We start from the raw sequence: 25,472 nt of genomic DNA on the forward strand, positions 1-25,472 counted from the left end.
GCGCGATGATGGCTACCCTGCGCTCCCCCTGGGAAAGAGTCCCGGGGGTTGTATCTCAGGAGAGTCATGTGAAGTTTTCCCGTATCGCCGCCACCCTGCTGGCCACCGCCGCCATCGCCGGCTGCACCGGCACCCCGATGAAGACCCAGAACTACAGCCCCGAGCAGTACACCGTGATCGGTCACGGTGAAGGCAAGGCCACTGGGATCATGCTGTTCGGCGTTATTCCGATCCAGCAGAACAACCGCTTCGTGCGCGCCCAGGATGCCGCCGTCAAAGCCAAGGGCGGCGACGCGCTAATCAACACCCAGGTCCAGGAAAACTGGTTCTGGGCCTGGGTCCTGAGCGGCTACACCACCACCGTTTCCGGTGACGTGGTCAAGCTGAACAAGTAAGGCCCTCTGCGCTTTTCCGGACCGGTGCGCAATGCGCGGTCCGGCTTCCACCCTTGCCATAAATCAAGCTTTTCCCCATCCCCCGCCCCGCTGGCCGCCGATTGAGATTCGTCTTATTCGGCAACCTGAACGCGCGCTGAACAATGTGCCCACTGATCCGCCAGAGCCCTTACCGGCCGCGGGTCCGGCGTGGCGCAAACACTCGCGACCGCGCCTCCCCAAAGCAACTTCCAGCGAAAGCAGGACCCCGATCCGGAACCCTCCGATCTCCCGCCAGGACAGGCTCACACAGGCGCTGGAAACCCGCCCCGCATCGCCCCACGGCGAGCGGTGCAAGGAGGTTTGCAATGCGCTTTACCAAGACCCTTCTGGCCTCGCACATCGCGTTGGCCATCGCCCTGGCGGGGCAGGCCGGCATGGCAGCTGCCGGCTGCTCAGGCAGTGGCGATACCTATACCTGCGATGTGACGCTGTATTACGGCAACCCCACGGGTTACAAGAATGTCGTGATCAACACCGGCACCACAATTGGCGCCACCGGCGGCACCGGCGGGCTGCGTGGTTTCGGCATCTACGGCAACAGCACCCGGCAAAGCATCGACACGCTATCGATCACTACCGGCGGTATCTATGCCGATGCCATCCAGGCCAACAACGGCACCAACGTCTTCAATTTCGATAGCCTGACTATCAAGACCACCGGATTCTCCGCCGACGGTATCAACGTCACCGAGAACGCCTATAACTCATCCGTGACCGTTGGCGACGACGCGGTGATCAGCACATCCGGCATTGGCGTGCGCGCCAATACCTCGAAGAACGGTGGAACCAACAGCATCACCCTCGGTGACCGCGCACAGATCACCACCACCGGGGCCGGAGGCAACTCCTCCGACGGTAATGGCTACGCTGTGTATGCCGGCAACCGCAATACCGGTGCAGCGACCTTCACCGGGGATGCCACGGTCACCGTGGGTGATGACAGCGTGATCCGAACGTCCGGCAGCGCGGCCCATGGCGTTTTCGCCAACCGCGGCGGCGAGATAACCCTGGGCAGCACCGATATTTCCACCAGTCACTCCGCCGCGTACGGCATCTATGTGCAAACCCTGGCAGCAGCCAGCGGTGATCGAGGCGGCCAGGTTCACTTGCTCGGTGACACGAAAGTCACCGTCACCGACGGCAACCGCGCCATGGCCGCCAACGGTGCGGACTCCAGCATCGTCTCGGAGAACGCCGCGATCTACGTGCTCGACAGCAGCGCCGCAGACGACCTCGCCAACCGCAAGGGCGTTGCGCTCTATGCCGAGAACCAGGGCAGGCTCGACCTGAAGATGGCCGCCGGCTCCTACCTCAACGGAACCACCAGCACCGCCACCGACGGGGTGATCGACCTGGCCATGGACGGAGCCGCCAGCCAGTGGTTCATGACCGGCAACGCCAACCTCACCAACCTCTCGCTGACCAATGGCGCGCAGCTGATCTACGACCGCCACGACGAGCACGGCGAGTACACCTACAAGACCCTGACGGTGGATGGCGACTTCACCGGCGGCGGCCACCTGGTGATGAACACCTACCTGGGCGACGACAGCTCCGAGACCGACAAGTTGGCCGTCACCGGAAGCACCTCGGGCGAGACGCTGGTGACAGTCAACAACACCGGCGGCCCCGGCGCGCAGACCCTGGAGGGCATCCAGATGATCACCGTCGGCGGCACCTCCGCCGGCGAGTTCACCTCCAGCCGGGTAACCGAGGGCGGCTACGAGTACATGCTCCGCCGTGGCGGCAGCTTCGTCGGCTCCACCGGCGCGGACAGCGACTGGTACCTGACCTCCTACAAGCCGTCCGAACCGGAAGATCCGGACCCGATCGATCCGGGCCCCGGCCCTGGGCCCGATCCGGAGCCGGAAGATCCCGATCCTGTCGATCCCGGCCCTGAAGAGCCGGGCCCCGTCGATCCGGGTCCGGAAGATCCCGGTCCTGTCGATCCCGGCCCCGAAGAGCCAGGCCCCGTCGATCCGGGCCCGACCAACCCGGTGCCAGAGCAACCCGCCCCAAGCGACAAGGACCGCGTGCGCCAGCCCGAAGGCGGCAGCTACACCGCCAACCTCGCGGCGGCCAACACGATGTTCCTGCACCGCTTGCATGACCGCACCGGCAACCTGACCTACGTCGATCCGGACACCGGCAAGCAGGTCACTTCGATGCTCTGGATGCGCAACGTCGACGGCTCCAGCCGCTGGGAAGACAGCACCGGGCAGCTGAAGACCGAGTCCAACCGCTACGTGCTGCAACTGGGCAGCGACCTGTACCGCAAGCAGACCGACAACGGCGACTGGGTCGTCGGCGTGATGGCCGGCTACGCCAACGGCAACTCCACGACCAGATCGCGAATTACCGGCTACCGCTCGCGCGGCGAGATCGACGGTTACAGCCTCGGCGTCTATGGCACCTGGTACGAGAACAAGGAGGACGAGAACGGCGCCTACGTCGACAGCTGGGTGCTGTGGAATGACTTCGATGCTGAAGTGCGCGGCGAGCAACTGGCCAAGGAGAAATACGACGCCAAGGGCATCACCGCCTCCCTCGAGGCCGGCAAGACCTTCACCGTGGCGAAGACCAAAAGCGCCAGCTACTACGTCCAGCCGCAGGCGCAGATCGTCTACATGGGCGTGAAGGCCGACACCCACCGCGAGGCCAATGGCACCAAGGTCACCGGCCAGGGCGACGGCAACATCATGACCCGCCTGGGTGCCCGCGCCGCCGTGCGCAGCAACCAGCAAGGCGGCTTCGCCAACACCTACGGTGTGGAGCCCTACGTGGAAACCAACTGGATCCACAACACCGACGACTTCGGCGCGAAGATGGGCAGCACGAAGTTCGAAATGGACGGCGCCAGCGACATCTTCGAAGTCAAACTCGGCGCCACCAGCAAGGTGAACAGCCGGGTCAACGTCTGGGGTGAAGTGGGCAAGCAGTTCGGCGACAACGGCTACCGCGACCAGGCGGTGACGCTGGGCCTGAAGGTCAACTTCTGACCGCGCCGTGAACCGGGCCGCCGCGCGCAATGCGTGGCGGCTTTTCTTCGTGCGTACGACGCCCCTGGCAGAGCCGGGAGCCTGACATTTCGATCAACTTTTCCCCTATCGCCCCGGTCGTACAACCCGAACTGCTATGCTCTGCAGCTCGAAGAAAAAGGTGGACCCGCGATGACGGCGATGACTTCGCAACCGAACGAACGCCCGGGCATCTCGCCCGCGCTGGCTGCCTTGCGCGCCGCCACCCATGAGCTGCATGCCGACCTCGACAGTCGCTCCCCGCTCACTGCCGCACTGACCCAGGCCGACTACCTCGACCACGCTGCCCGCGTGCTGGGCTGGATGCGCCCGCTGGAGCAAGCCCTCTGGCCGCTCTGGCCTGACGCAGAAGATGCGCGGCTGCGACGCGGCAAGAGCCAATGGCTGGAAGCCGATCTGCAGGCCGGCTCGCAGGCCTGCGCCGATCTGCCCGACTGCCCCGCCGCGCCGGTCGCGATCAACCTCGCCGAAGCCTTCGGCATCGCCTACGTCGCCGAGGGCGCGACCCTGGGCGGCCGGGTGCTCTACAAGCGTCTCAAGGCATCGCTGGAACCGCTGCCGCTGCACTGGCTGCAGGGCTACGGCGAACACACCGGCAAACGCTGGAGCGCCTTCCAGCGCCTGCTGGGCGAGCATGTCACCACTGCCGAGGACATCTCCCGCGCCCAGGCTGCCGCCGTGTGCGCCTTCACTTCGTTCCGCGACTGGGTGCTGGACGTCGCCCCGAACCGGGCGGTCCCGGCATGAGCGAGCAGACGGTCACCCTCGCCAACTGCGAGGACGAACCCATCCATGTGCCGGGCGCGATCCAGCCCCACGGCGCGCTGATCGCCCTCGACGAACAGGGCCGCGTGCTCGGCTTCAGCGACAACCTCGGCACCCTGCTGGGCATCGCCCCGACGCTGGGCGAGCCACTGGCCGAGGCGGACGTCGGCCCCGGCGTGCTGGCGATGCTCGCTGAAGGGCTCAATGAAGCAGGCCCCTGGGTCAACAGCGTGGAAGCGCGGATCAACCGGCGCTTCTTCGACGTGATCGGCCACAGCCATGACGGCGTGCGCTACCTGGAATTCGAGAGGCGCGCTGCCGGGACCGCGTCCTTCACCACCTTCGCCCTCAACGCCCAGCGCCTGGTCAGCCAGCTGCAGTTGCGCAACGACGTCGAGAGCCTGCTGGTCAGCGTCACCGAGGAAGTGCGGCGGATGACCGGCTACGACCGCGTGATGGCCTACCGCTTCAACGAGGACGACTCCGGCGAGGTGGTCGCCGAATCCCGCCGCGAGGACCTGGAAAGCTACCTCGGCCAACGCTACCCGGCCTCGGACATTCCCGCCCAGGCGCGGCGCCTGTACCTGCAGAACCCGGTGCGCCTGATCGGCGACGCGGCCTACCAGCCGGTGGCCGTGCGCCCCACGCTGAACCCGGGCAGCGGCAAGCCGTTCGACCTGAGTTTCAGCACCCTGCGCAGCGTCTCGCCGATCCATTGCGAGTACCTCGCCAACATGGGCGTGCGCGCGTCGATGAGCATTTCCATCGTGGTCGGCGGGCGCCTGTGGGGGCTGTTCTCCTGCCACCACATGAGCCCGAAGGTGGTGCCCTACCCGATCCGCATGTCGTTCCAGGTATTTTCCCAGGTGTGCAGCGCCATGGTCGAACGCCTGGAGCAGAGCCGCGTCAGCGAACTGCTGCGCCAGGCCTCCGAGCGCCAGCAGGCGCTGCTGCGCCGCACCCGCGACTCCGACGACCTGCTCAGCGCGCTGTCACGCCCCGGCGCCAGCATCGCCGACCTGCTGCCGTGCGACGGCGCGGTGGTGATGCTCGGCGGGCGCGCCAGCAGCATCGGCGGTGACTTCGACGACCTGGCGGTGGCCATGGTCGCCCAACTGCAGCAGGACGAAGAACTGGACCTGTTCCACAGCGACCAGCGCCTGGAACTGCCCGATGGCCCGCACGACCCGCGCTACTGCGGCGTCATGGCGATCCGTTTCCATCGCCAGGAATCGGGCTGGATCGTCTGGCTGCGCCTGGAGCAGGTGCACCGCATTCGCTGGGGCGGCAAGCCGGAGAAGATCATCAAGACCGGCCCCTCCGGCGCGCGCCTGACCCCGCGCGGCTCGTTCGAAGCCTGGGAAGAAGTCGTGCGCGGGCGCTCCATGCCCTGGACCGGCATCGACCTCTCCATCGCCGAGAAGCTGCGCACCGAACTGGTGGAGCTGTGCCTGAACCGCGCCGGCGAGATCGACCGCATGCGCCAGCGCCTGATCGCCGTGCTCGGCCACGACCTGCGCAACCCGTTGCAGTCGATCTCCATGGCGGCGGCGATGCTTTCCTCCAGCGACGTGCGCAACGCCGAACTGCGTCAGCACATCACCTACTCCAGCAGCCGCATGGAACGCCTGATCAGCCAGATCCTGGAGATGAGCCGGCTGCAGAGCGGTGCGGGGATGACCGTGAAGCCGGTGGCCGCCGACCTCTCGCGGCTGGTGCGCGATATCGTCCAGGAAACCGACGTGGCCTATCCGGGCCTGTCCATCGAGACCGCCATCGAGGAGGGCGTGCAGGCGCAAGTCGACCCGGACCGCTACCTGCAGGTGATCGCCAACCTGCTGAGCAACGCCCGTCACCATGGCCGCCCCGGCCGTCCGGTGCTGGTGGAACTGCGCCGCCAGGGCGAGTTGGCGCGGCTGAGCATCCTCAACGAAGCCGAAGCGCTGGATGAGGTGCGCATCGCCAACCTCTTCGAACCATTCAAGCAGGACGCCGGCGGCCATGCCCGCAACAAGAGCGGGCTGGGCATCGGCCTGTACATTTCCCAGGCCATCGTCAGCGCCCACGGCGGCCGCATCGAAGTGGAGCAGGCCGACGGTATCATCGCCTTCAGCGTGCTGGTGCCGCTCAAGGCCTGACCCGCGTGCCGATAACTCCCCACGAAAAACGGCGCCCCATGGGCGCCGTTTTCCTGTCGAGCGAGAGCCTCTCAACGCAACTGGCTGTCCTTGCTGCCCCGGCGGTTGTAGCCGGCATAGGTCGCCTGCTCCTTGTCATGCTCGGCCTGGCAGTTCACGCACAGGCGCACGCCGGGGATGGCCTTGCGCCGAGCCTCGGGGATAGCCGCATCGCATTCCTCGCAATGGGTCAGGCTCTCGCCCTTGGGCATCTGGTTGCGCGCCCGTGCGATGGCATCCTCGATGGTGCTGTCGATCTGCTCCTGAACCGCTCCGTCGTTTGCCCAGCCGCTGGCCATGGCGACCTCCCGTGGAATAGTCGTGTCTTCTGAAGATATGCAGGGCGGCGGCGGTGATTGCAAGGGCGATGGCGCGGGAAGCGACGAGTGCGTCGCCGGGAAACCAGATACGTCTGATGGTCCGCACCGGCATGCCTGCCGAGAATCAGGAGACCTCTGACTATCGGAACCCCGCCATGCGCCAAGCCTGCACCCTGATCGCCAGCCTCCTGCTCGCCGGCCTGTTGCCGCGCGCTGCCAATGCCGATGCCGTGGATGCCAGCCTGCGCGACATGGAGCGCTACCTGCTGCTGTACAGCGCCACCGGCGACGAACGCTTCCTGGCGCGGCTGGAGCGCCTCGGGCCGGGTTTCGAACAACAGCTGTCGCAGCAGAAGAATGCGGCCAACCTGCAGGACCTCTGGCAGCTCTATCGGCAGACCCTGGAACAGGTGCGCGCGGCATACTCGCAGAAGGACGCGAATCTGCAGAATGCAGTGGCGCAGACGCGGGAAGTGGCCGGGCTGTTCGACACCTTCATCCTCGCGCGGGAGCCGGCATCGCAGGGGATTGAAGACGAGTTGCGCGAGCTGGCGCTGCTGGAGGCACGGCGGGCCAACGGGCGTTTGCTGGGGAAGGAAAGTGAGGGCGATGCAGCGCGCATCGGGGAACTGCAGGAGCTGATCGACGAACGTCTGGCAGCGCTACCCGCCGGTGCCAGCCGGGACTCCCTGCTCTCGCGCTGGAGCTACCTGCGCAAGGCGGAGAAACCCGAGGGCACTCTGCTTTATCCCTTCAACGCCCAGGTCGAATACCTGCTGGCGCATCTGCCGCGTCGCTGAGCGGCACAGGACAGAACAGGCGGTCCTACTCTTTGACTTCCATGTATTCGCGCGCCCAGATCTGGTACTCCTCGGGCAGCGTGTACTTCTTCGCCAGCTCCGAAGCGGTCAGGTCGGAGGCATGCACGCCGCGCTGCTCGCGCAGGCAGTCGTAGGTGGCCTTGATCGCCGCGAAGTAGGCAGCATGACCGTCGACCACGATGCGCACGCCCAGCTCGGCGAGGCGCGCGTCGTCGCGCAGCTCGGGGTTGCCGTAGGACACCAGCATCAGCGGCACGGACAGGTGGCGCGAGATGGCTTCCAGGTGGTCGAAATCGCGGATGCCGACCATGCAGATGCCGTCGGCGCCGGCAGCCTGGTAGGCCAGGGTGCGGCGGATCACGTCGTCCACTTCCAGCACTTCGGCGTTGGTGCGGGCGATGATCGCCATTTCCGAGTCGATGCGCGCTTCCAGCGCCGCGCGGATCTTGCCGACACCTTCCTCGACCGGGATCAGGTCGGTGGACTTGCGGCCGAATTGCGCGGGCAGCAGGGTGTCCTCGATGGTCAGCGCGGCCACGCCGGCGCGTTCCAGTTCGACAATGGTGCGCATGGTGTTCAGCGCGTTGCCATAGCCGTGGTCGGCGTCGGCGATCACCGGTAGGCGGGCGACACGACCGATGCGGGTGGCCTGCTCGGTGAATTCGCTCAGGGTGATCAGCGCGAAGTCAGGCGCCGCCAAAACTTGTAGTGAAGCTACAGAACCGCCCAGGATGCCCACTTCGAATCCCAGGTCGCCGGCGATACGCGCGGACATTGGGTCGAACACCGAAGCGGTGTGATAGCAGGCTGAAGAATTCAGTAAGGCGCGGAAATCCTTGCGCAATTCGTGGAAGGAGGCTCTGTGCATGGTGGGATCCAACTGCTTGTACGGGGTGGGAGAACGGAAATCAGATAGTGGAGAACTCTTGTAGGAAAACTACAGGAACACAATGTAGCAAAACTACAAGCTACTCCCCAAGCCCTCTTTGCCACCATAGTCTTCCGACGGATACCCTGAATTTCGGCGAACACTCGCGTACACTGCGCGGCCGTTTTTTCTCCGGACACCTCCGCATCATGTTCCCGACCACTGCGGCCCGCGCCCTGGGCATCGACTTCGGCACCTCCAACTCCACCGTCGGCTGGTGGCGTCCGGACAGCGAACCGCTGATCGCCCTGGAGGACGACAAGATCACCCTGCCCTCGGTGATCTTCTTCAACGTCGAGGAACGCCGTCCGGTATACGGCCGCCTGGCCCTGCACGAGTACCTGGAAGGCTACGAAGGCCGCCTGATGCGCTCGCTGAAAAGCCTGCTGGGCTCCTCGCTGCTGAAAAGCGAGACCACCGTGCTGGGCAGCGCCATGCCGTTCAAGGACCTGCTGGGGCTGTTCATCGGCGAGCTGAAGAAGCGCGCCGAGAACGTCGCCGGGCGCGAGTTCGACTCCGTGGTGCTGGGCCGTCCGGTGTTCTTCGTCGACGACGATCCCAAGGCCGACCAGGAAGCCCAGGACACCCTGGTGGCCGTGGCGCAGAAGCTCGGTTTCAAGGACGTGTCGTTCCAGTACGAACCGCTCGCCGCGGCCTTCGACTACGAGCGCAGCATCGAGCGTGAAGAACTGGTGCTGATCGTCGACATCGGCGGCGGTACTTCCGACTTCTCGCTGGTGCGCCTGTCGCCGGAGCGCCGCGAAGTGGCTGACCGTCAGAGCGATATCCTCGCCACCGGCGGCGTACACATCGGCGGTACCGACTTCGACAAGCAGCTGAGCATCCAGGGCGTGATGCCGCTGTTCGGCTACGGCAGCAAGATGAAGAGCGACGCCTTCATGCCGACCAGCTACCACCTCAACCTCGCCACCTGGCACACCATCAATGCGGTGTACGCGCAGAAGTCCCAGCTGGCGCTGCAGAACATGCGCTACGACATCGTCGACGCCACCGGCATCGACCGCCTGTTCAAGCTCATCGAGCAGCGCGCCGGCCACTGGCTGGCGATGCAGGTGGAAGCCAGCAAGATCGAACTGTCCGACACCGAGCGCCGCGACATTGACCTCGCCCGCATCGAAACCGGGCTGGTCGCAGAGCTGAGTCGCGAGCTGTTCGAGGGCGCCATCGGCCCGCTGCTGGAGCGCGTGCGGGGCAGCATCACCGACCTGCTGCATAGCGCCGACGTCGACCCGGCGCGGGTGGACACCGTGTTCTTCACCGGCGGCTCCTCCGGTGTGCCAGCCCTGCGCCAGAGCGTGGCGGCGATGCTGCCCAACGCCCGCCACGTCGACGGCGACCGCTTCGGCGGCATCGGCAACGGCCTGGCCATCGAAGCGATGAAGCGCTACGGCTGAGCAGCCGCTCACTGACGCGAATGCCGCCATGCGCTAGTGTGGCGGTAATACCCCTCGCGCCCGGAGTCCGCCATGCGCCCCCTCCAACTGCCCCTTCTGCTGCTCCTGGCTGCCGCGCTCTCCGCCTGCGGCCTGGGCGAGACCGCCGCCACGGCGGCCACCACTGGCAACCTGCAGGCCCAGCAGGCGCAAGGGGCCCAGCAGCAGATGCAGCAGCTCAAGCAGCAGATCGATGCGGCCAACGTGCAGAACCAGCAGCGCCTGGACGATGCCCTGAAAGAAGCCCAGTGAGACCTGCACCTTGCAGATTTCTTGAACGCCGGATCATGGCCTAGGCTCCAAGTTGAGCGAGTGAGTTGCTCAACCAAGGAGAACACCATGTACAAGCGATCACTGCTGGCGCTGTTGGTACTGGCCTCGGTGGCGGGCTGCGCTTCCACCAAGGTGCAGAACCCGGTCAACTACATCACCTTCCGCGACCAGCCGCTGGTGCGCAATGTCGAGAAGGGGATGAGCCAGGAAGAAGTCCTGAAGATCGGCGGCACGCCGTCGGCGACCCAGAAGCGCCTGATGAAGCCGGGCAGCTGCAACAGCTACATCCTCAGCAAGGACGGGCAGCAACAGCCCTTCTACGTGAGCTTCGACGGCAGTGGCCGGGTGGACGGGTCAGGGTTCATGACCTGTTCCGAGCTGGACCGCCACGAGCGTGATTACCAGCCGTAGCCAAGGCCTGAGCGGTGAAGAAAATGCCCTCGCCCACTGGCGGGGGCTTTTTCGTCTGGCACCTTCATCGGGCAACACGTCGCGGGCTTGCGCGAGGTTGTTCCCCGCGCGCATTGACGGTCTATCATCCCCGCAGCCATCTCAGGAGCCGCCCATGAAATACCGCATCATCGAACTGCCCGCCTTCGACGTGGTGGGCATGGACTTCCGCGGCAGCGCGCCGGGCGACAGCATCGGCCAGCTGTGGCAACGCTTCCTGCCACGCGAGCAGGAAGTCTCGGCCAGCGCGACGGACAAGACCGCCTATGGCGTCTGCACTCAACTGCCGGGCGGTGAGTTCCACTACATCGCCGGCCTGCCGGTGGATGCCGGCGCGGCCGTGCCCGAGGGCATGATCAGCTTCACGGTGCCTGCGCAGAAGTACGCGGTGTTCACCCACATCGGCCCGGTCAGCGCCATCGCCGACAGCTTCCAGGCCATCTATTCCAGCCTGCTGGCGCGCCACGGGCTGGAGCCGAGGAAAGGCGTGGACCTGGAGCGCTACACCGAACGCTTCCTCGGCCCGGAAGATCCGGCGTCGGAAACCGATCTGTACGTCCCGATCTACTGATCAGCCGGTAGGGCGCATAACGCCTAAGGCGTTATCCGCCAGAATGGCGGATAACCCGTACCGGGTTATGCGCCCTGCGCACTGGCGTCACCGGCAGGAGCTCACTTGCCCTTCGTGGGCGCTTTCACCGGCTGCTTCATCTGTTCCAGCAGCGCGGTGCACTGGTTGTCGTCCTGCTTGCTCGGGGCGACGAGTGCCAGCAGCGCTGCCGCCGGGGCAACTGCCACGCCCAGGGCGACCATCCCCGCGCCGCGGGCCGCCAGCGGCAGCACATGCACACCCGCCTTCGGGTTCTTGAAGGTGCCCTGCACATAGAGCGGCGAGCGCAGAGAGAAGATGCGTACGCCCTTACTCTGCGGAGTGATATCCAGGTCCAGCTGCTCGGTGGCGAAGTTGGCCGTGCCGTCCACCGTGATGATCGCGTTCTCGGTATCGAAGGCAAACACCCGCGGCTTGGCCAGGCCATGGGTGATGCCCACGTCGGCAGCGGCGCAGTTGATCTTCACTTCGTCATCGCCGAAGAGCTTGTTCACCACGTAGTTACCCACGTTGAGCCCGGCAATCTCCATTAGGCTGCGGCTGATGCGCCCGTCGTTGATCAGTAGCTTCATCTCGCCGTTGGCACCGGCGAGGATGGTCGCCACCGAATTGCCGGTGCCGCTGATGGCCGCGTCGCCATTCAGCTCGCCGAAGCTCGACTGCATCGGCGCGAAGCTGGGGAACAGCTCCTTGAGCTTGAAGCTGCGCGCCTGCAGCTGGACCTTGCTCTGCAACGGCGTCTTGCTGCCGTCCAGGCGGATGTGCGAGTCCAGCGTGCCGCCGGCCACGCCGAAGCGCAGCGGCTCCAGGGTCAGCAGGCCGTCGTTGAGCACCAGGTGGGTGTAGAGATCGCTGATTGGCAGCTTGTCGCTGTGCACGATGCGCTTGCCGGTGAACTCCACGTCGGCGTCCATGGCGCGCCAGCGGTCGGTGCGGAACTCTTCCACCGGCAGCACCTTGTCCGCCGGCTGGCGGGTGCTCTGGCCGCGCGCCTGCTTCTCCTTGTTGGAGTCGGCGCCGATCAGCGGGCCGAGGTCGGCCATGCGCAACTGGTCCGAGCGCAGCTTGCCGGAGAGCTTGGGCCGTGGCTGGCGATTGACGAACACCAGGTCGCCATGCAGATCGCTGTCGCCGACCTTGCCGTTGAAGTTCTCGTAGTGGAACTGCGCGCCGGCCGAATCGTGCAGCTCGGCTTTCAGGCGGCCGTCGGTCTCGTAGGCCGGCGTATCGGGCAGGGTCACGCCGGTGAGCGGAAAGAGATTGGCCATGCTGGTGCCGGCCAGTTTCAGGCGCAGGTCCAGCGCGCCGAGGTTCAGCGGGTCGACCAGCGTGCCGACGATGCTCGCGCGGGTGCTCCCGGCGGAGACGTCGGCCTGCACCGGGAAGGGCTTGGCCGCATCCTGCAGGGCGAGCATGCCACCGACCTTGCCCGAGCCGTTGAGCGGCAGGCCCTTGTACTGGCCCTTGAGCTTCCAGCCGAACACATAGTCCTGGGTCTCGGCCTTGTCGCCGCCGGCCAGCGCCTTGCCCGCCAGTTCGCCGAACGGGACCGGCTTGCCGAGCGGGTCCACCAGCAATTCCAGGCGAGTCTTCAGGCGCTGGTCATCGAGGGTGACACTGCCCTTGTCGAAGCCGATCTCGCCGATATCCAGCTTCCACGACGATTGCTCGGGCGGGGCGTTGGGGTCTTCTTCCTTTTTCGGCAGCTCGAAGGTCCAGGTCGCCCGCCCATCCGCGAGCCGCAGCAGATCGGCGCTGGGGCGGGTGAGGACGATCTGCGGGATGTTCACGGTCTGCCACAGCAGCGGCAGCGGGGCGAGGCGGAACTCCGCCTTCTCCAGGCTGGCAAAGTTCGTCGAACGCGTCTTGCCGGCCGCCCAGTCGGGGTTACCCAGGGTGATGTCCGCAGCGCTGAAGTGCGGCCACGGCACATAGGCACGCCAGCCGCCTTCTTCCGGCTCGGTGCGCCAGAACACCTGCAGGTCGCCGTTGATGGCGAAGGGGCGGCCCAGCTCGGCCGAGACCTTCTCGTTGATGGTCGGCTTCACCCGGTTCCAGTCGAAGGTGGCGATGAACACCACCAGCGCGGCGATCACCGCGATGAAACCCGTGAAGCTCCAGAGGCAGATTCGTTTCCCGCGCGTCATACCTGAACTCCCTGCTGGCCGCGTCGGTGGAAGCAGCGACGTCCCCACGCCGCTGCCGGTCATCATCGGCCGCCTGAGCATGCCGGGCCGGCATTCTCCCTTGGCCTGTCGTCTTGGACCAGCATAGCGAGGTGATGGCTCCCGCAATCTGCGCGGCAATTGTGCGCCACGGTGTTGCCGGGCAAAAAAACCAAACTTTCAAGGCGGCCCGCGACTCACACCCTTGAGACCCGAACCAAGCCGCGCGCCATCGCAGCGCCGGCCCGCCGTTAAGGAGATACCTGATGAACCAGGCACAACTGACCGACGTCCAGACCCTGCGCCAGAGGGCGCGCCAGAACATCGAGGACGGCGCGGTGACCGAGGGCTACCATGCCGACCGCAAGACCGTGCTGCGTCTGCTCAATGAGTCGCTGGCCACCGAACTGGTCTGTTACCTGCGCTACAAACGCCACTACTTCATGGCCACCGGGCTGAAGGCCAGCGTGGCTGCCGCCGAATTCCTCGAGCACGCCACCCAGGAGCTGCAGCACGCCGACCAGCTGGCCGAGCGCATCATGCAGCTGGGCGGCGAGCCGGACTTCAACCCCCACGGGCTGACCGAGCGCTCCCACGCCGAATACGTGGCCGGCGCCAACCTGCGCGAGATGATCACCGAGAACCTGGTCGCCGAACGCATCGCCATCGACAGCTACCGCGAGATCGTCGTCTACCTGGGCGACGACGACCCGACCACGCGCCGCCTGTTCGAGGAAATCCTCGCCCAGGAGGAAGAGCACGCCGACGACATGGCCGACCTCCTGCAGGACCTCAAGTAACCCCTCTCCATCGCCCTCATCGATGCCCGGCTCCGGCCGGGCTTCGTGCTTGCGCGCCCTGCCATTCGGCGAAGACCCGCATCCCAGAGCCGTTGAGCCAGATCTGCCCCACAAATACATCGAATAATCAGATACTACCAATCACACCGATATTGCCCATCAAAGGCGTTGATAGAAGTCAATTTTCACAACCAAGTATCTGATTTTAAAGATACTATTCAACAATCATCGACATCGATAGCGACTATCTTTCGGCATCGTTTTCCAATCGATAATCCAGAACAGATACTGAGTCCGTGTCCAACGAACTCCCCACTCTTTCTGGAGCCGCATCATGAAACGCACCCTCGTACTTGGCTTTGCCCTCTCCGTACTTGCTGCCAATGCCGCTTTCGCCGGCTCCCAGCAGGAATCCCCTGTCATCAACGCCAGCCAGACCCAGATCCTGGTTCAGGAAGGCGCCGAACGCAGCCTGGGTCAGCAGCAGAAACAACTGGACGCGGCCAAAGCCCGTATCGCCGAAAACGGCTCCAGCCAGTCGGTCGATCGCCTGATCCAGAAAATGAACGTGGCCGAGAACGGCTCCAGCCAGACCGTCGACCGCCTGCACAAGCAACTGGGCGTGGCTGAAAACGGCTCGAGCAAAACCGTCGACCGTCTGCACAGCGAGATGAGCGTTGCCGAAAACGGTTCGAGCCAGTCGGTTGACCGCCTGCACAAGCAATTGGGCGTGGCTGAAAACGGTTCGAGCAAAACCGTCGACCGTCTGCACAGCGAGATGAGCGTTGCCGAAAACGGTTCGAGCCAGTCGGTTGACCGCCTGCACCAGGCAATGAACGTCGCCGAGAACGGCTCCAGCCAGACTGTCGATCGCCTGCACAAGCAACTGGGCGTGGCTGAAAACGGCTCGAGCAAAACCATCGACCGTCTGCACAGCGAGATGAACGTGGCCGAGAACGGTTCCGAGCACACCGTCGACCAGCTGCACAGCAACATGGTCGCCGAGTCCGGTGGCGACACCGTCTTCGACGCCCACCTGAAGGCCTGATGCCCAAGGCAGTACACCGCAAGGTGAGAGAAAAGCCCGGCTCCGCCGGGCTTTCTTATCGCTGGAAATCCGCGAAACCCCGCCATCGATAACAGGCCAGCCGTGATTTGTAACGGCGTCTTGCCTGAAACCTCCTGAATAACGCCTGAAAACACCGCCCTAGAGCGGTTTTCGTCGCGACATCATTAACGGCGATAGTAGAAATTAGCCGGCTAAATAATCGACAACACTGATGCTCTGTATTACCCGGCATCGTTTTTAAATCGATTTATCCGAAGGGAAAATAACCCTGTAGCCAAAACATACCGCCCCCCTTTCGGAGCCACACAACATGAAACGCCAGATCGCCCTCAGCCTTGCACTCACTTCCCTGATGTCCGCCAGCGCCGTCTTCGCCGCCCCGGCCATCCTCAACAACGGCCCGCGCACTCTCCCGCAACACGAACACCAACTGCAGCAGAAGAGCGCTGAAGCCCGTGTTGCCGACAACGGCTCCGAACGCACCATCGACCGCCTGCACAAGCAGATGGATGACGCCCGCGTTGCCGACAACGGCTCCGAACGCACCATCGACCGCCTGCACAAGCAAATGGACGACGCCCGCGTTGCCGACAACGGCTCCGAACGCACCATCGACCGCCTGCACAAGCAGATGGACGACGCCCGCGTTGCCGACAATGGCTCCGAGCGCACCATCGACCGCCTGCACAAGCAGATGGATGACGCCCGTGTAGCCGAGAACGGCTCCGAGCACACCATCGACAAGCTGCACAGCAACATGGTCGCCGAGTCCGGTGGTGACACCGTGTTCGATGCCCACCTCAAGCGTGTTTCCTGATCCAGACGAAATACGCCTGACAGGCGAAAGAAAAGCCCGGCATCTGCCGGGCTTTCTCATTTCTGCGTTAGCGCAATTCGATCAGTGCTTCGTCTCGCCAGCATCCGGCTCGCCATCGGAGCGACCAATGCTCGCCGGCGCTTCCACCACCAGTTCCTCCGGCACTTCCTCGACACGCGGGTCCAGCGCGGCCGCCATCGGGCTGACAGTGTCGGGCATGGCCACGTGGTGCAGCGGCGCCTCGTCGACGCGGTGCACACCGGTAACGCGCTTGGGCTGCACCCAGAAGATCAGGATCAGCGCATAGGCCGAGACCAGCATGTAGAACATGCCCGGCCCGAAGTGGCGCATCATCGCGCCGGCGAACAGCGGGCCGATGCAGGCGCCGACTCCATAGGTGGTCAGCAGCATGGCCGACAGCGCCACCCGGCGCGATTGCTCGACGTGGTCGTTGCCCAGCGCCACCGCCAGCGGATAGAGGGTGAACAGCAGCATGCCGGTGACGAAACCGTTCGCCAGCAGCAGCGTATAGGGCAGTTCGATCAGCCCCCACATCGGCACCGCGGCCAGGCACAGCAGCAAGGCGTTGGCGCGGATCAGCCAGCTGCGGTTGACCCGGTCCGATAACCAGCCCAGCGGCCACTGCGCGCAGAAGCCGGCGACGATGCACATGCCGACGAAGAAGCTCGACTGCGCGGTGTCCAGGCCGTTGCGCGCCGCGTACACCGGCGCCAGGCCGTAGAACGCGCCGACCATCAGGCCGGCGACGAAGATGGTGCCCAGCGATTGCGGCACGCGCTTCCAGAAGAAGCCGATCTCCAGCGGCGCCGCCACCAGCTTGGCCGGGTGGACGCGACGGGTCAGCGCCAGCGGGATCAGGCACGACGAGAAGCACATGGCGACCAGCAGCAGCGGCTTGTAATCCAGCGCCGGGCTCAGCGCCAGCAAGCCCTGGCCAACGACCAGGCCAGCGTCCACCGCGACCATGTAGCCGGCGAACACCTTGCCGCGCTGGTGCCCTTCGGCCTGCTCGTTGAGCCAGCTCTCGATCACCATGTACTGGTTCATCATCACCGCGCCCATCACGAAGCGCAGAACGATCCACACCTCCAGCTGCGAAACCAGCGCGTGGATCAGCACGATCACCGTGGCCATGCCGGCGCAGGCGACGTAGGAGCGGATGTGGCCGAAGCCGGCGATCAGCTTGTGGCCAAACTTGCCACCACAGACCAGGCCGAAGTAGTACGCCGCCATCAGGCCGCCGACCCAGAGGTCGCTGACGCCTTCCTGGGTCAGGCGCAGGCCCATATAGGTGGTGAACAGGCCGGAGCCGGCGAGCATCAGCAGCGTGGCAGTGTAGAGCGCGGGAAACGTGACGAGCGGGCTGAACATGGCGAGTCCGGCAGGCAGAGGAGGAAGGAGGGTGTTACGGCAAGGTTAGCCGTCCGCACATCGGACAGCGGTCATGCAGCAAAGATCACATGGTTTGCAGCAGGTGCGCATTATGGCCGCCGGCCAGTGCGCCGGCTATCGGACGCGCGCCCGCCGGCAAACCGGTGAAACCCTGCGCCCGGCGGCTACTCCAATGCAGTATGTGGCCGGAGAATCCTCATGCCGCTCCTGGACCTGAAGCCCTTCCTGCTCTACTGCACCCTGATCGACTACGTCGTCCTGCTGGTCTGGTTCGCCGCCTTCACCCTCGCCCACGACTTCGTCTACCGCCTGCATTCGCGCTGGTTCGCCCTGCCAGTCGAGCGGTTCGACGCGATTCATTACGGCGGCATGGCCGTCTACAAGATCGGCGTCCTGCTGCTCAACCTGGTGCCGCTGCTGGCGCTGTGCATGCTTTCCTGAATCGATCTGCCACCGATGCGACATCATGACCGTCGATCGGAAAGCAACTTGTTGAAATTTATTGGAAATACTCGGGTCGTAGGGTGCACGCAGTTTTCAGGAGATCACCAACGTGCACCACGCAACCCGCAGCCTGCGAAAGACTCTCGACGCCGTCGCCGCCAACAACGAGGCCACGGCCCTGGAAGTCATGCGGGCGGTCGAACAGGTCCAGGATGACCTGCTCCGACAGAAGCTGCTGAAGTCCATCCACCACCTCAACCAGGACGCCGCCGACCTGCGCGCCCTGCGTGAGGACATCGCCTCGCCGCTGACCCGCCGCGCCTGATTTGCCTCAGGCGATCGCCGGCTGTGTCGGTCGGCGATGGATCCAGATGCGCTTGAGCACCGTGGCGAACTGCGCCGACAGGCGGCCGCTGTTGTAGGTCTGGCCGTAGCGCGCGGCAATCGCCTGCACCTCCTTCGACAGCTGCGCATAGCGGCGCGCTGGCAGGTCCGGATAGAGGTGGTGCTCGATCTGGTGGCTGAGGTTGCCGGTGAGGATATGGAACAGCCGGCCGCCTTCCAGGTTGCTCGACCCGCGCAGCTGGCGCAGGTACCAGTGGCCACGCGTCTCGTCCTGCACCACCTCGGGCGGGAATACCGCTGCCTTCTCGGTGAAGTGGCCGCAGAAGATCACGGTGAAGGTCCACAGGTTGCGCATCAGATTGGCGATGACGTTGCCCAGCAGCACCGCGCCGAATGCGCCGGTGAACAGGCCGAGCAGCGGGAACACCAGGTAGTCCTTCACCCACTGGCGTCCGACCTTGGCGTTGAACTGGCGCAACAGCGGGCGCAATTCTTCCTTGCTCATCCGTCCCTTCACGTACTTGTCCAGGCGCAGGTGCTGCACCGCCACGGCGTACTGGAACAGCAACGCCTGCAGCGTCACCCAGAGCGGCTGCCAGCGGTAGAACGGCTTCCACTTCTGCTCGGGGAACAGCCGCACCACGCCGTAGCCCACATCGTCGTCCATACCCAGCACGTTGGTGTAGGTGTGATGCACATGGTTGTGCGTGTGCCGCCAGAAGTCCGCGGGGCCGACGATGTCCCACTCGTAGTTGCGCCCGGAGAATTCCGGGTCGTTCATCCAGTCGTACTGGCCATGCATGACGTTATGGCCCAGCTCCATGTTCTCCAGGATCTTGCCCAGCCCGAGCAGAAAGGTGCCCAGCAGCCAGGTCGGCGGGAACCAGCCGGCCATCAGCAGCACACGGCCGCTCCAGCAACAGAAGCGCACCGCTGCGCGGATGCGGCGGATGTAGCGGGCGTCTTTCTCGCCCAGGTCATGCAGGGTGCGCTGGCGCAGGGCGTCCAGCTCGTCACCGAAGGCCGCCAGTTCGGCGGCACTGAGGTCGCGATCTTCGCGCATGGTCATTCTCCTGAAGATCAGAGATCGACGGTCAGGTCGCCCTGGGGCGCGCTGACGCAGATACGGATGGGCTGGCCCGGTTCGCTGAACAGCTCGCCGCTGCGCAAGTCGCGCACGCAGCCGCTGACCAGCGTGCAGGTGCAACTGGTGCAGACGCCCTGGCGGCAGCCGTGCACCGGGCGCAGGCCGTGGGATTCGGCCTGCTCCAACAGGCTGCGGCGGCTATCACCAGTCACCTGCAGCGCGCTACGGGCGAAGCGCAGGCTCACGGCCTTTGCCGGCTCTTGTTCGTCCCAGGCCGGCGGGCTGAAGCTTTCCACCTGCAGGCTGCGGCTGCTCGCGCCCAGCGCCTGGCGTACCGTTTCGACGAAGCCGCCAGGGCCGCAGGCCAGCACGTGGCGGCCATCCAGGTCGGCCACGTGATTGCGCTGGAAGCGCCCGGACAACTCGCCGTCCAGCGCAGCGTCGCCACTCAGCGCCCAGCGCAGTTCGAGATTCGGGTACTGCCGCGCCAGCGCCTGAAGTCCATCGACGAAGGCCTTCTGGCCGCGCTGGCGAACGTAATGCAGCAGCGTTACCGGGCCGCCGTAGCCACGCGCCAGCGCCTCGCGCAGCAGGCCGAGCAAGGGTGTCAGTCCACTGCCCGCAGCCAGCAGCAACACGCCCCGGTCATCGGCCGGCCAGCTCAGGTCACCGTCCGGCAGGCCCAGCTCCAGCACTTCACCGACGCACAACTGCTGCAGCAGGAAGGTGGATATCCGCCCGCCCGGCTGCAGCTTCACGGCGAACTCCAGGCAGCCGTCCTCGGCGACGCGGGTCAGGCTGTAGCTGCGGCTGTGGCGCACACCGTCGCGCTCGACGAACAGTTGCAGGTGCTGGCCGGGCCGCGCGCCGCGCCAGTGCGCGTTGGGGCGCAGGCGCAGTTCGAGCATGTCGTCCGCCACCCACTGCCGCGCCTCGACCCGCGCGAACACGCGGCGCAGCGACCAGCCACGGTTGCAGGCGCGCAACGCGACATCGACATCCGACTCGCGCAGCCACTGGCCGCGCACCAGGGCGCGCAGCGGCGACAACAGCGGCGAGAGGAAACGCAGGCCGGCAAAGGGAAGCAGGGACATGGGAGAACACCGAACAGTAAACATGTGTTCACTTAAAATCTCACGAGCAGGAGTTTTCAGTCAACACTCGTTCACTATTTTCCACAGGAACTTCCCCCGCGCCGACCGGCATTTGCTAGAGTGCCTGCGCCTTTGCCCTGGATAGCACTGCCGTATGGCCACTCCCCGCGCCGAACAGAAACAACAGACCCGCCTGGCCCTGATGGATGCCGCGCGCGGCCTGATGGACAGCGGCCGCGGCTTCGGCAGCCTGAGCCTGCGGGAAGTGGCGAAGACGGCGGGCATCGTGCCGGCGGGCTTCTACCGGCACTTCACCGACATGGACCAGCTCGGCCTGGCCCTGGTCGCCGATGTCGACGAGACTTTCCGCGAGACCCTGCGCGTGGTGCGTCGCAACGAGTTCGAGCTTGGCGGCGTGATCGAGGCCTCGGTGCGCATCTTCCTCGACGCCGTCACCGCCAACCGCACCCAGTTCCTCTTCCTCGCCCGCGAGCAGTACGGCGGCTCGCACCCGATCCGCCAGGCCGTGGGTGCCCTGCGCCAGCGCATCACCGACGACCTCGCCGCCGACCTCGCGCTGCTCAACAAGCTGCCGCACCTCACCACCCAGGACATCGACGTGATCGCCGACCTCGTGGTGAAGACGGTGTTCGCCACCCTGCCCGAGCTGATCGACCCGCCGGCCGACAGCCTGCCGACTCACCTCTCGCCCCAGGCGAAGATCACCCAGCAGCTGCGCTTCATCATGATCGGCGCCAAGCACTGGACCGGGATCGGTTCGCGGCCCTGACGGGGCTTCGCAAACCGTAAGGCGGATAACCCGTTCCGGGTTATGCACCCTGCGCAGCGCCCCGCCTTGGTGCGCACCGTTTTCGTGCGCACCATCCTTGCGCGCACGCACCATTGCTGACCGTTCGGACAAGCGCTGCAGCCCGCGCCAGCGCTGACGCAGCCCCGCGCTGGCAAGCCCCTTGCTGTAGCACCGCCATTGCTACTGCCGGACGCTGCCATGCTGGTCATCCACCAACGAATCGAACCCCGCGAACACTGGGACGCCGAGCTGCGCCTGAATTACGAGGCGCGCAGCAAGAGCCGCCTGCGCTGCTTCACCAGCACCGGTGAAGACGTCGGCCTGTTCCTCGAGCGCGGCCAGTCGCCGCTGACCGATGGCGAGTGCCTGCTGGCCAACGATGGCCGCGTGGTGCGCGTCTGCGCCGCGCCGGAAAAACTCCTCCACGTCACCTGCACCAACGCCCGCGAGCTCAACCGCGCGGCCTATCACCTGGGTAACCGCCACGTCGCCCTGCAGGTCGGCGATGGCTGGCTGCGCCTGCTCGACGACTACGTGCTCAAGGCCATGCTCGATCAGCTCGGCGCCACGGTGGAGGCCATCGAAGCGCCCTTCCAGCCCGAACACGGCGCCTACGGCGGCGGCCACCACCACTCGCACCACGGCGAGGAAGAATTCAACTACGCACCGAAGCTGCACCAGTTCGGAGTGCGCCGGTGAGTGCCATCTGGTCGCTGTTGCGCCTGGCCAGTCCGCAGTTGCCCATCGGCGGCTACAGCTATTCCCAGGGCCTGGAAAGCGCCATCGACCAGGGCCAGGTGGGGGATGCCGACGGTGCCCGTACCTGGCTCGCCGACCAGTTGCAGCTGAACCTCGCACGCTTCGAAGGCCCGCTGCTGGCCGAACTGTTGCGTGCCGCACAAGTCGCTGACTGGGACGCCCTGCGCGACGCCGCCGAGCGTCATCGTGCCAGCCGCGAAACCCGTGAGCTGGGCCTGGAGAACCGGCAGATGGGCTTCTCCCTCGGCCAGTTGCTCGAGGCCCTGCCCGAGCTGGACGAGCCCGCCCGCCAGTGGCTTGCAGGGCAAGGCGAGCCCTCCTTCGCCGCCGCCTGGGCCCTGGCCGCCCGCGCCTGGGGGCTCTCCCCGGAGCAGGCACTCGGCGCCTGGCTGTGGAGCTGGCTGGAGAACCAGTTGGCGGTGCTGATGAAGACCCTGCCGCTGGGCCAGATGGCCGCGCAGAAGCTCACCTCGCAACTGCTCCCCGACCTCGACGCCGCCTGCCGGGCCGCGCTGGAAAACGATCCCCACGGCGGCGCGCCCTTCGGCCTCGCGCTGGCCTGCATGACCCACGAAACCCAATACAGCCGTCTGTTCCGCTCCTAGGAGAACTGCCATGAACTCTCAACCTCTTCGCGTCGGCATCGGCGGCCCGGTGGGCTCCGGCAAGACCGCCCTGACCCTGGCGCTGTGCCGCGCCCTGCGCCAGCGCTACAACATCGCTGTGGTCACCAACGACATCTACACCCAGGAGGACGCGCAGTTCCTGGTGCGCAACGAGGCGCTGGAGCCGGAGCGGATCATCGGCGTGGAAACCGGCGGCTGCCCGCACACGGCGATCCGCGAGGACGCCTCGATCAACCTCGAGGCCGTGGACCAGCTCAACCGCCGCTTCCCCGGCCTCGACCTGATCCTGGTGGAATCCGGCGGCGACAACCTCTCGGCCACCTTCAGCCCCGAGCTGTCGGACCTGACCCTCTACGTGATCGACGTCTCCGCTGGCGACAAGATCCCGCGCAAGGGCGGGCCGGGCATCTGCAAGTCCGACCTGCTGGTGATCAACAAGATCGACCTCGCCCCGCTGGTGGGCGCCTCGCTGGAAGTGATGGACCAGGACGCCTCGCGCATGCGCGGCGACAAGCCCTTCGTCTTCAGCAACCAGAAGACCGGCCAGGGCCTGGCCGAGATCATCACCTTCATCGAACGCCAGGGCCTGCTGAGCGCAGCCTGATGCCTTCTCCGCGGCCGCGGATGCCGGCCGTTCCATGACCAGACGCTCCATCACAAGAACCAGGGAGTTTTCCATGCAGCTGCGCAAAGCCTTCTACAGCCTGGCGCTGTTCCTCACCCCGGCCGTGGCCTTCGCTCATCCAGGCCACGGCGACCACGGCCTGATTGCCGGCATCACCCATCCCCTCACCGGCCTCGACCACCTGCTGGCAATGTTTGCCGTCGGGCTCTGGGCCGCGCAGCAGAAAGGTGCGGCGCGGCTGGCACTGCCGTGCACCTTCGTCGTAACCATGCTGATCGGCGGGCTGCTGGGCTTCGAGGGGCTGGAGATGCCGTTCATGGAGACCGGCATCGCCGCTTCCGTGCTGGCGCTGGGCCTGTGCGTTGCACTGGCGGTGCGTCCGCCGCTGTTCCTGGCGATGGGCGCGACCGCCCTGTTCGCCCTCGCCCATGGCGTGGCCCACGGGCTGGAACTGCCGGAGCTGAGCAGCCCGTGGCTGTACGCCGCCGGCTTCGTCGGCGCGACTGCGGCGCTGCATGCGGCGGGTTACGGGATCGTTCGCCTGCTGCCGCAGGCTGCCGCACCGCTGGTGCGTTTCGCCGGGCTGGCTTCGGCGGGTGCCGGTGCCTGGCTGCTCGCGGGCTGACCTGCTCGTTTCTACAAGATCAACAGCCCCTCACCCTAACCCTCTCCCGCAAGCGGGAGAGGGGATCGTTCGGCGCGAGTTGAAGCCTCGGCGTCAGCCGGTACGGACGGCTCCTCTCCCAGAGGGAGAGAAGGCAGTTTGGTGCAGGATGAAGCCTCGATGTCAGCCGGCTCGGACGGCCCCCTCTCCCTCTGGGAGAGGGCTGGGGTGAGGGAGAAGTCCCGGCACGGACACCCCGGAGTACGACGGTTAGCCGACCGCACATCACCCCTTGCGATGCACCGCAAACCCTGCCCACGCCTGGCTCACCGGCATGATTTCCAGGGTGTTGATGTTGATGTGCGGCGGCTGGTTCATGATCCAGTGGATGGTCTCGGCAATGTCCGCGGACTGGATCGGCTCGGCGCCCGCGTAGGTCTTGTCGTACTTCGCCTGGTCACCGCCGAAGCGCACCAGGGAGAACTCGCTCTCGCACATGCCCGGCTCGAGGTTGGTGACGCGCACGCCGGTGCCCTGCAGGTCGCAACGCAGGTTCAGCGAGAACTGCTCGACGAAGGCCTTGGTCGCGCCATACACGTGACCGCCCGGATAGGGCCAGTGGCCGGCCACCGAACCCAGGTTGAGGATGCTCGCGCCCGGGCCATGGGCGATCAGGCGCGGCAGCAGCAGGCGGGTGGCGTACATCAGGCCCTTGATGTTGGTGTCCACCATGGTGTCCCAGTCATCCAGCTCGCAGTTCTGCGCCGGGTCGGTACCCAGGGCGAGGCCGGCGTTGTTGATCAGGCCACGCAGCTTGGCGAACTTCTCCGGCAGGCTGTCCACGGCGGCGGTCATCGCCGCGCGGTCGCGCACGTCGAGCACCAGCGGCAGCACGTCGGTCTCGGCGGAAAGCTCCTGGGCCAGCGCATTCAGGCGCTCCTCGCGACGGCCGGTGATCACCAGCGACCAGCCGTCACGGGCGAAACGCCGCGCGCAGGCTTCGCCGAAGCCGGAGGTGGCGCCGGTAATGAACAGAGTGGGAGTGGTCATCACTGAAAATCCTCATGCTGGGCACTGCCGTCGCCGATACATGCCGGGGAATCGTACGGTGCGCGTTCTTGTCGGTCGGCCGAGCATAACAGCCCGAACCCGCCGCGTTGCGTTACAGCCGCACTGGATAAAACCCGAACAGCCGCTTGAAAGCCCCACCGCCACTGGCCTGCCGCAGGTTGCGCCCACCTTGTCCACAGGCTGTTCCACGGATTCTGTGGGCAAGCTGAACGCCGATTTCCTCCTGGACGTTTTTCAAGCGCCCCGCCGCAGGCCGCGCCACCGCTGCGCTGGAGAAGTTCTTCCCAAGGTTATCCACAAGTCTTTCAACGGCTGGCGGGGACAACTATCGGAGCTGCGGAACTTTTCCGCGAAGCCGTACCTGTCCATCCATACAGGGGTTGCGGGGTGATCGAACAGAAAACGACCGCCTCGAGCGGCGCCTGCGGCCACGGGGCCTGGCGAGGTTCTCCCAGACGTTATCCACAGG

At 65.7% G+C, this 25,472-nt stretch carries 26 protein-coding genes; 19 read left to right on the plus strand and 7 right to left on the minus strand.

Annotated features, from left to right (window positions below):
* Window positions 1-68: 68 nt before the first annotated feature.
* The 4 genes from IB275_RS27135 to IB275_RS27150 all read left to right on the plus strand — a co-directional run bounded on the left by IB275_RS27135 (window position 69) and on the right by IB275_RS27150 (window position 6,378).
* Window positions 69-395 carry a hypothetical protein gene (locus tag IB275_RS27135; protein ID WP_081515591.1) on the plus strand — a complete coding sequence of 109 codons (327 nt, stop codon included), beginning with the start codon at window positions 69-71 and terminating at the stop codon, window positions 393-395.
* Between the two features lie 1,481 nt (window positions 396-1,876).
* On the plus strand, window positions 1,877-3,436 hold the full coding sequence (locus IB275_RS27140) for an autotransporter outer membrane beta-barrel domain-containing protein (protein ID WP_494514451.1): 1,560 nt from the start codon (window positions 1,877-1,879) through the stop codon (window positions 3,434-3,436).
* Window positions 3,437-3,616: 180 nt separating this feature from the next.
* Window positions 3,617-4,222 (plus strand): biliverdin-producing heme oxygenase, encoded by a 606-nt coding sequence (locus tag IB275_RS27145; protein WP_192292884.1) that lies wholly within the window; start codon window positions 3,617-3,619, stop codon window positions 4,220-4,222.
* Window positions 4,219-6,378, plus strand: coding sequence for a GAF domain-containing protein (locus IB275_RS27150; protein WP_192292886.1), 2,160 nt, complete (start codon window positions 4,219-4,221; stop codon window positions 6,376-6,378). The genes IB275_RS27145 and IB275_RS27150 overlap by 4 nt, the downstream gene beginning before the upstream one ends.
* Before the next feature lie 71 nt (window positions 6,379-6,449).
* On the opposite strand, the gene IB275_RS27155 is transcribed toward IB275_RS27150, so the two are convergent.
* Window positions 6,450-6,716 (minus strand): DksA/TraR family C4-type zinc finger protein, encoded by a 267-nt coding sequence (locus IB275_RS27155; RefSeq protein WP_192292887.1) that lies wholly within the window; start codon window positions 6,714-6,716, stop codon window positions 6,450-6,452.
* Window positions 6,717-6,892: 176 nt separating this feature from the next.
* Between IB275_RS27155 and IB275_RS27160 the strand changes: the two genes are divergently transcribed.
* Entirely contained in the window at window positions 6,893-7,537 is a 645-nt protein-coding gene (locus IB275_RS27160) for a hypothetical protein (RefSeq protein ID WP_192292889.1), read from the plus strand.
* Between the two features lie 25 nt (window positions 7,538-7,562).
* Here IB275_RS27160 and IB275_RS27165 read toward each other — a convergent pair whose 3' ends face one another.
* Window positions 7,563-8,426, minus strand: coding sequence for an isocitrate lyase/PEP mutase family protein (locus IB275_RS27165; RefSeq protein ID WP_017518216.1), 864 nt, complete (start codon window positions 8,424-8,426; stop codon window positions 7,563-7,565).
* A 209-nt stretch (window positions 8,427-8,635) separates the two neighbouring features.
* Here IB275_RS27165 and IB275_RS27170 point away from each other — a divergent pair, with 209 nt between their 5' ends.
* The 4 genes from IB275_RS27170 to IB275_RS27185 all read left to right on the plus strand — a co-directional run bounded on the left by IB275_RS27170 (window position 8,636) and on the right by IB275_RS27185 (window position 11,234).
* A complete protein-coding gene (locus IB275_RS27170) occupies window positions 8,636-9,901 on the plus strand; it encodes an Hsp70 family protein (RefSeq protein ID WP_192292891.1) in 1,266 nt (421 codons plus the stop codon).
* A gap of 72 nt (window positions 9,902-9,973) precedes the next feature.
* Window positions 9,974-10,192, plus strand: coding sequence for a hypothetical protein (locus tag IB275_RS27175; RefSeq protein WP_192292893.1), 219 nt, complete (start codon window positions 9,974-9,976; stop codon window positions 10,190-10,192).
* A gap of 87 nt (window positions 10,193-10,279) precedes the next feature.
* Window positions 10,280-10,624: an osmotically-inducible lipoprotein OsmE gene (gene osmE, locus IB275_RS27180; protein WP_138214086.1), complete on the plus strand. Its 345-nt coding sequence runs from the start codon at window positions 10,280-10,282 to the stop codon at window positions 10,622-10,624.
* A gap of 154 nt (window positions 10,625-10,778) precedes the next feature.
* On the plus strand, window positions 10,779-11,234 hold the full coding sequence (locus tag IB275_RS27185) for a GyrI-like domain-containing protein (protein WP_192292895.1): 456 nt from the start codon (window positions 10,779-10,781) through the stop codon (window positions 11,232-11,234).
* 101 nt (window positions 11,235-11,335) lie between these two features.
* On the opposite strand, the gene IB275_RS27190 is transcribed toward IB275_RS27185, so the two are convergent.
* Window positions 11,336-13,420, minus strand: coding sequence for an AsmA family protein (locus tag IB275_RS27190; protein ID WP_192292897.1), 2,085 nt, complete (start codon window positions 13,418-13,420; stop codon window positions 11,336-11,338).
* A gap of 284 nt (window positions 13,421-13,704) precedes the next feature.
* On the opposite strand from IB275_RS27190, the gene IB275_RS27195 reads away from it, so the two are divergent.
* The 3 genes from IB275_RS27195 (at window position 13,705) to IB275_RS27205 (ending at window position 16,124) form a co-directional block, all read left to right on the plus strand.
* Window positions 13,705-14,238 carry a ferritin-like domain-containing protein gene (locus tag IB275_RS27195; RefSeq protein WP_192292899.1) on the plus strand — a complete coding sequence of 178 codons (534 nt, stop codon included), beginning with the start codon at window positions 13,705-13,707 and terminating at the stop codon, window positions 14,236-14,238.
* 334 nt (window positions 14,239-14,572) lie between these two features.
* A complete protein-coding gene (locus IB275_RS27200) occupies window positions 14,573-15,286 on the plus strand; it encodes a hypothetical protein (RefSeq protein WP_192292901.1) in 714 nt (237 codons plus the stop codon).
* Between the two features lie 331 nt (window positions 15,287-15,617).
* Window positions 15,618-16,124: a phage infection protein gene (locus IB275_RS27205; protein ID WP_192292903.1), complete on the plus strand. Its 507-nt coding sequence runs from the start codon at window positions 15,618-15,620 to the stop codon at window positions 16,122-16,124.
* A gap of 81 nt (window positions 16,125-16,205) precedes the next feature.
* On the opposite strand, the gene IB275_RS27210 is transcribed toward IB275_RS27205, so the two are convergent.
* Window positions 16,206-17,516 carry an MFS transporter gene (locus IB275_RS27210; protein WP_045216334.1) on the minus strand — a complete coding sequence of 437 codons (1,311 nt, stop codon included), beginning with the start codon at window positions 17,514-17,516 and terminating at the stop codon, window positions 16,206-16,208.
* A 219-nt stretch (window positions 17,517-17,735) separates the two neighbouring features.
* On the opposite strand from IB275_RS27210, the gene IB275_RS27215 reads away from it, so the two are divergent.
* Together IB275_RS27215 and IB275_RS27220 are read left to right on the plus strand one after the other, a co-directional pair.
* Window positions 17,736-17,978: a DUF6868 family protein gene (locus tag IB275_RS27215; RefSeq protein WP_192292905.1), complete on the plus strand. Its 243-nt coding sequence runs from the start codon at window positions 17,736-17,738 to the stop codon at window positions 17,976-17,978.
* 112 nt (window positions 17,979-18,090) lie between these two features.
* On the plus strand, window positions 18,091-18,306 hold the full coding sequence (locus IB275_RS27220; protein WP_192225251.1) for a hypothetical protein: 216 nt from the start codon (window positions 18,091-18,093) through the stop codon (window positions 18,304-18,306).
* A gap of 6 nt (window positions 18,307-18,312) precedes the next feature.
* On the opposite strand, the gene IB275_RS27225 is transcribed toward IB275_RS27220, so the two are convergent.
* Together IB275_RS27225 and IB275_RS27230 are read right to left on the minus strand one after the other, a co-directional pair.
* Window positions 18,313-19,389, minus strand: a complete 1,077-nt coding sequence (locus IB275_RS27225; protein WP_192292907.1) for a fatty acid desaturase family protein — start codon at window positions 19,387-19,389, stop codon at window positions 18,313-18,315.
* A gap of 17 nt (window positions 19,390-19,406) precedes the next feature.
* Window positions 19,407-20,507, minus strand: a complete 1,101-nt coding sequence (locus tag IB275_RS27230; protein WP_192292909.1) for a flavin reductase family protein — start codon at window positions 20,505-20,507, stop codon at window positions 19,407-19,409.
* A 154-nt stretch (window positions 20,508-20,661) separates the two neighbouring features.
* Between IB275_RS27230 and IB275_RS27235 the strand changes: the two genes are divergently transcribed.
* From IB275_RS27235 to IB275_RS27255, 5 genes are all read left to right on the plus strand, one after another.
* Window positions 20,662-21,297, plus strand: a complete 636-nt coding sequence (locus IB275_RS27235; protein WP_081515573.1) for a TetR family transcriptional regulator — start codon at window positions 20,662-20,664, stop codon at window positions 21,295-21,297.
* Window positions 21,298-21,516: 219 nt separating this feature from the next.
* On the plus strand, window positions 21,517-22,017 hold the full coding sequence (gene ureE, locus IB275_RS27240; protein WP_192292911.1) for an urease accessory protein UreE: 501 nt from the start codon (window positions 21,517-21,519) through the stop codon (window positions 22,015-22,017).
* On the plus strand, window positions 22,014-22,682 hold the full coding sequence (locus IB275_RS27245) for an urease accessory protein UreF (RefSeq protein ID WP_192292912.1): 669 nt from the start codon (window positions 22,014-22,016) through the stop codon (window positions 22,680-22,682). The genes ureE and IB275_RS27245 overlap by 4 nt, the downstream gene beginning before the upstream one ends.
* A gap of 10 nt (window positions 22,683-22,692) precedes the next feature.
* Window positions 22,693-23,307, plus strand: a complete 615-nt coding sequence (ureG, locus tag IB275_RS27250; RefSeq protein WP_045216312.1) for an urease accessory protein UreG — start codon at window positions 22,693-22,695, stop codon at window positions 23,305-23,307.
* Between the two features lie 73 nt (window positions 23,308-23,380).
* Window positions 23,381-23,953 carry a HupE/UreJ family protein gene (locus tag IB275_RS27255; protein WP_192292914.1) on the plus strand — a complete coding sequence of 191 codons (573 nt, stop codon included), beginning with the start codon at window positions 23,381-23,383 and terminating at the stop codon, window positions 23,951-23,953.
* 264 nt (window positions 23,954-24,217) lie between these two features.
* On the opposite strand, the gene IB275_RS27260 is transcribed toward IB275_RS27255, so the two are convergent.
* A complete protein-coding gene (locus IB275_RS27260; RefSeq protein WP_045216306.1) occupies window positions 24,218-24,982 on the minus strand; it encodes an SDR family oxidoreductase in 765 nt (254 codons plus the stop codon).
* Window positions 24,983-25,472 lie beyond the last annotated feature (490 nt).

This window comes from Pseudomonas sp. PDM21 (assembly GCF_014852505.2).
Taxonomy (GTDB): Bacteria; Pseudomonadota; Gammaproteobacteria; order Pseudomonadales; family Pseudomonadaceae; genus Pseudomonas.

What these genes read in the sequence shown, in the direction of transcription:
- ureG (WP_045216312.1), top strand. Translation starts at nt 22,693, where the DNA reads ATGAACTCTCAACCTCTTCGCGTCGGCATCGGCGGCCCGGTGGGCTCC.
- IB275_RS27230 (WP_192292909.1), bottom strand. Translation starts at nt 20,507, where the DNA reads ATGTCCCTGCTTCCCTTTGCCGGCCTGCGTTTCCTCTCGCCGCTGTTG.
- IB275_RS27195 (WP_192292899.1), top strand. Translation starts at nt 13,705, where the DNA reads ATGAACCAGGCACAACTGACCGACGTCCAGACCCTGCGCCAGAGGGCG.
- IB275_RS27225 (WP_192292907.1), bottom strand. Translation starts at nt 19,389, where the DNA reads ATGCGCGAAGATCGCGACCTCAGTGCCGCCGAACTGGCGGCCTTCGGT.
- IB275_RS27255 (WP_192292914.1), top strand. Translation starts at nt 23,381, where the DNA reads ATGCAGCTGCGCAAAGCCTTCTACAGCCTGGCGCTGTTCCTCACCCCG.
- IB275_RS27165 (WP_017518216.1), bottom strand. Translation starts at nt 8,426, where the DNA reads ATGCACAGAGCCTCCTTCCACGAATTGCGCAAGGATTTCCGCGCCTTA.
- osmE (WP_138214086.1), top strand. Translation starts at nt 10,280, where the DNA reads ATGTACAAGCGATCACTGCTGGCGCTGTTGGTACTGGCCTCGGTGGCG.
- IB275_RS27185 (WP_192292895.1), top strand. Translation starts at nt 10,779, where the DNA reads ATGAAATACCGCATCATCGAACTGCCCGCCTTCGACGTGGTGGGCATG.
- IB275_RS27235 (WP_081515573.1), top strand. Translation starts at nt 20,662, where the DNA reads ATGGCCACTCCCCGCGCCGAACAGAAACAACAGACCCGCCTGGCCCTG.
- IB275_RS27190 (WP_192292897.1), bottom strand. Translation starts at nt 13,420, where the DNA reads ATGACGCGCGGGAAACGAATCTGCCTCTGGAGCTTCACGGGTTTCATC.
- IB275_RS27160 (WP_192292889.1), top strand. Translation starts at nt 6,893, where the DNA reads ATGCGCCAAGCCTGCACCCTGATCGCCAGCCTCCTGCTCGCCGGCCTG.
- IB275_RS27175 (WP_192292893.1), top strand. Translation starts at nt 9,974, where the DNA reads ATGCGCCCCCTCCAACTGCCCCTTCTGCTGCTCCTGGCTGCCGCGCTC.
- IB275_RS27200 (WP_192292901.1), top strand. Translation starts at nt 14,573, where the DNA reads ATGAAACGCACCCTCGTACTTGGCTTTGCCCTCTCCGTACTTGCTGCC.
- IB275_RS27205 (WP_192292903.1), top strand. Translation starts at nt 15,618, where the DNA reads ATGAAACGCCAGATCGCCCTCAGCCTTGCACTCACTTCCCTGATGTCC.
- IB275_RS27145 (WP_192292884.1), top strand. Translation starts at nt 3,617, where the DNA reads ATGACTTCGCAACCGAACGAACGCCCGGGCATCTCGCCCGCGCTGGCT.
- ureE (WP_192292911.1), top strand. Translation starts at nt 21,517, where the DNA reads ATGCTGGTCATCCACCAACGAATCGAACCCCGCGAACACTGGGACGCC.
- IB275_RS27215 (WP_192292905.1), top strand. Translation starts at nt 17,736, where the DNA reads ATGCCGCTCCTGGACCTGAAGCCCTTCCTGCTCTACTGCACCCTGATC.
- IB275_RS27210 (WP_045216334.1), bottom strand. Translation starts at nt 17,516, where the DNA reads ATGTTCAGCCCGCTCGTCACGTTTCCCGCGCTCTACACTGCCACGCTG.
- IB275_RS27155 (WP_192292887.1), bottom strand. Translation starts at nt 6,716, where the DNA reads ATGGCCAGCGGCTGGGCAAACGACGGAGCGGTTCAGGAGCAGATCGAC.
- IB275_RS27260 (WP_045216306.1), bottom strand. Translation starts at nt 24,982, where the DNA reads ATGACCACTCCCACTCTGTTCATTACCGGCGCCACCTCCGGCTTCGGC.
- IB275_RS27170 (WP_192292891.1), top strand. Translation starts at nt 8,636, where the DNA reads ATGTTCCCGACCACTGCGGCCCGCGCCCTGGGCATCGACTTCGGCACC.
- IB275_RS27150 (WP_192292886.1), top strand. Translation starts at nt 4,219, where the DNA reads ATGAGCGAGCAGACGGTCACCCTCGCCAACTGCGAGGACGAACCCATC.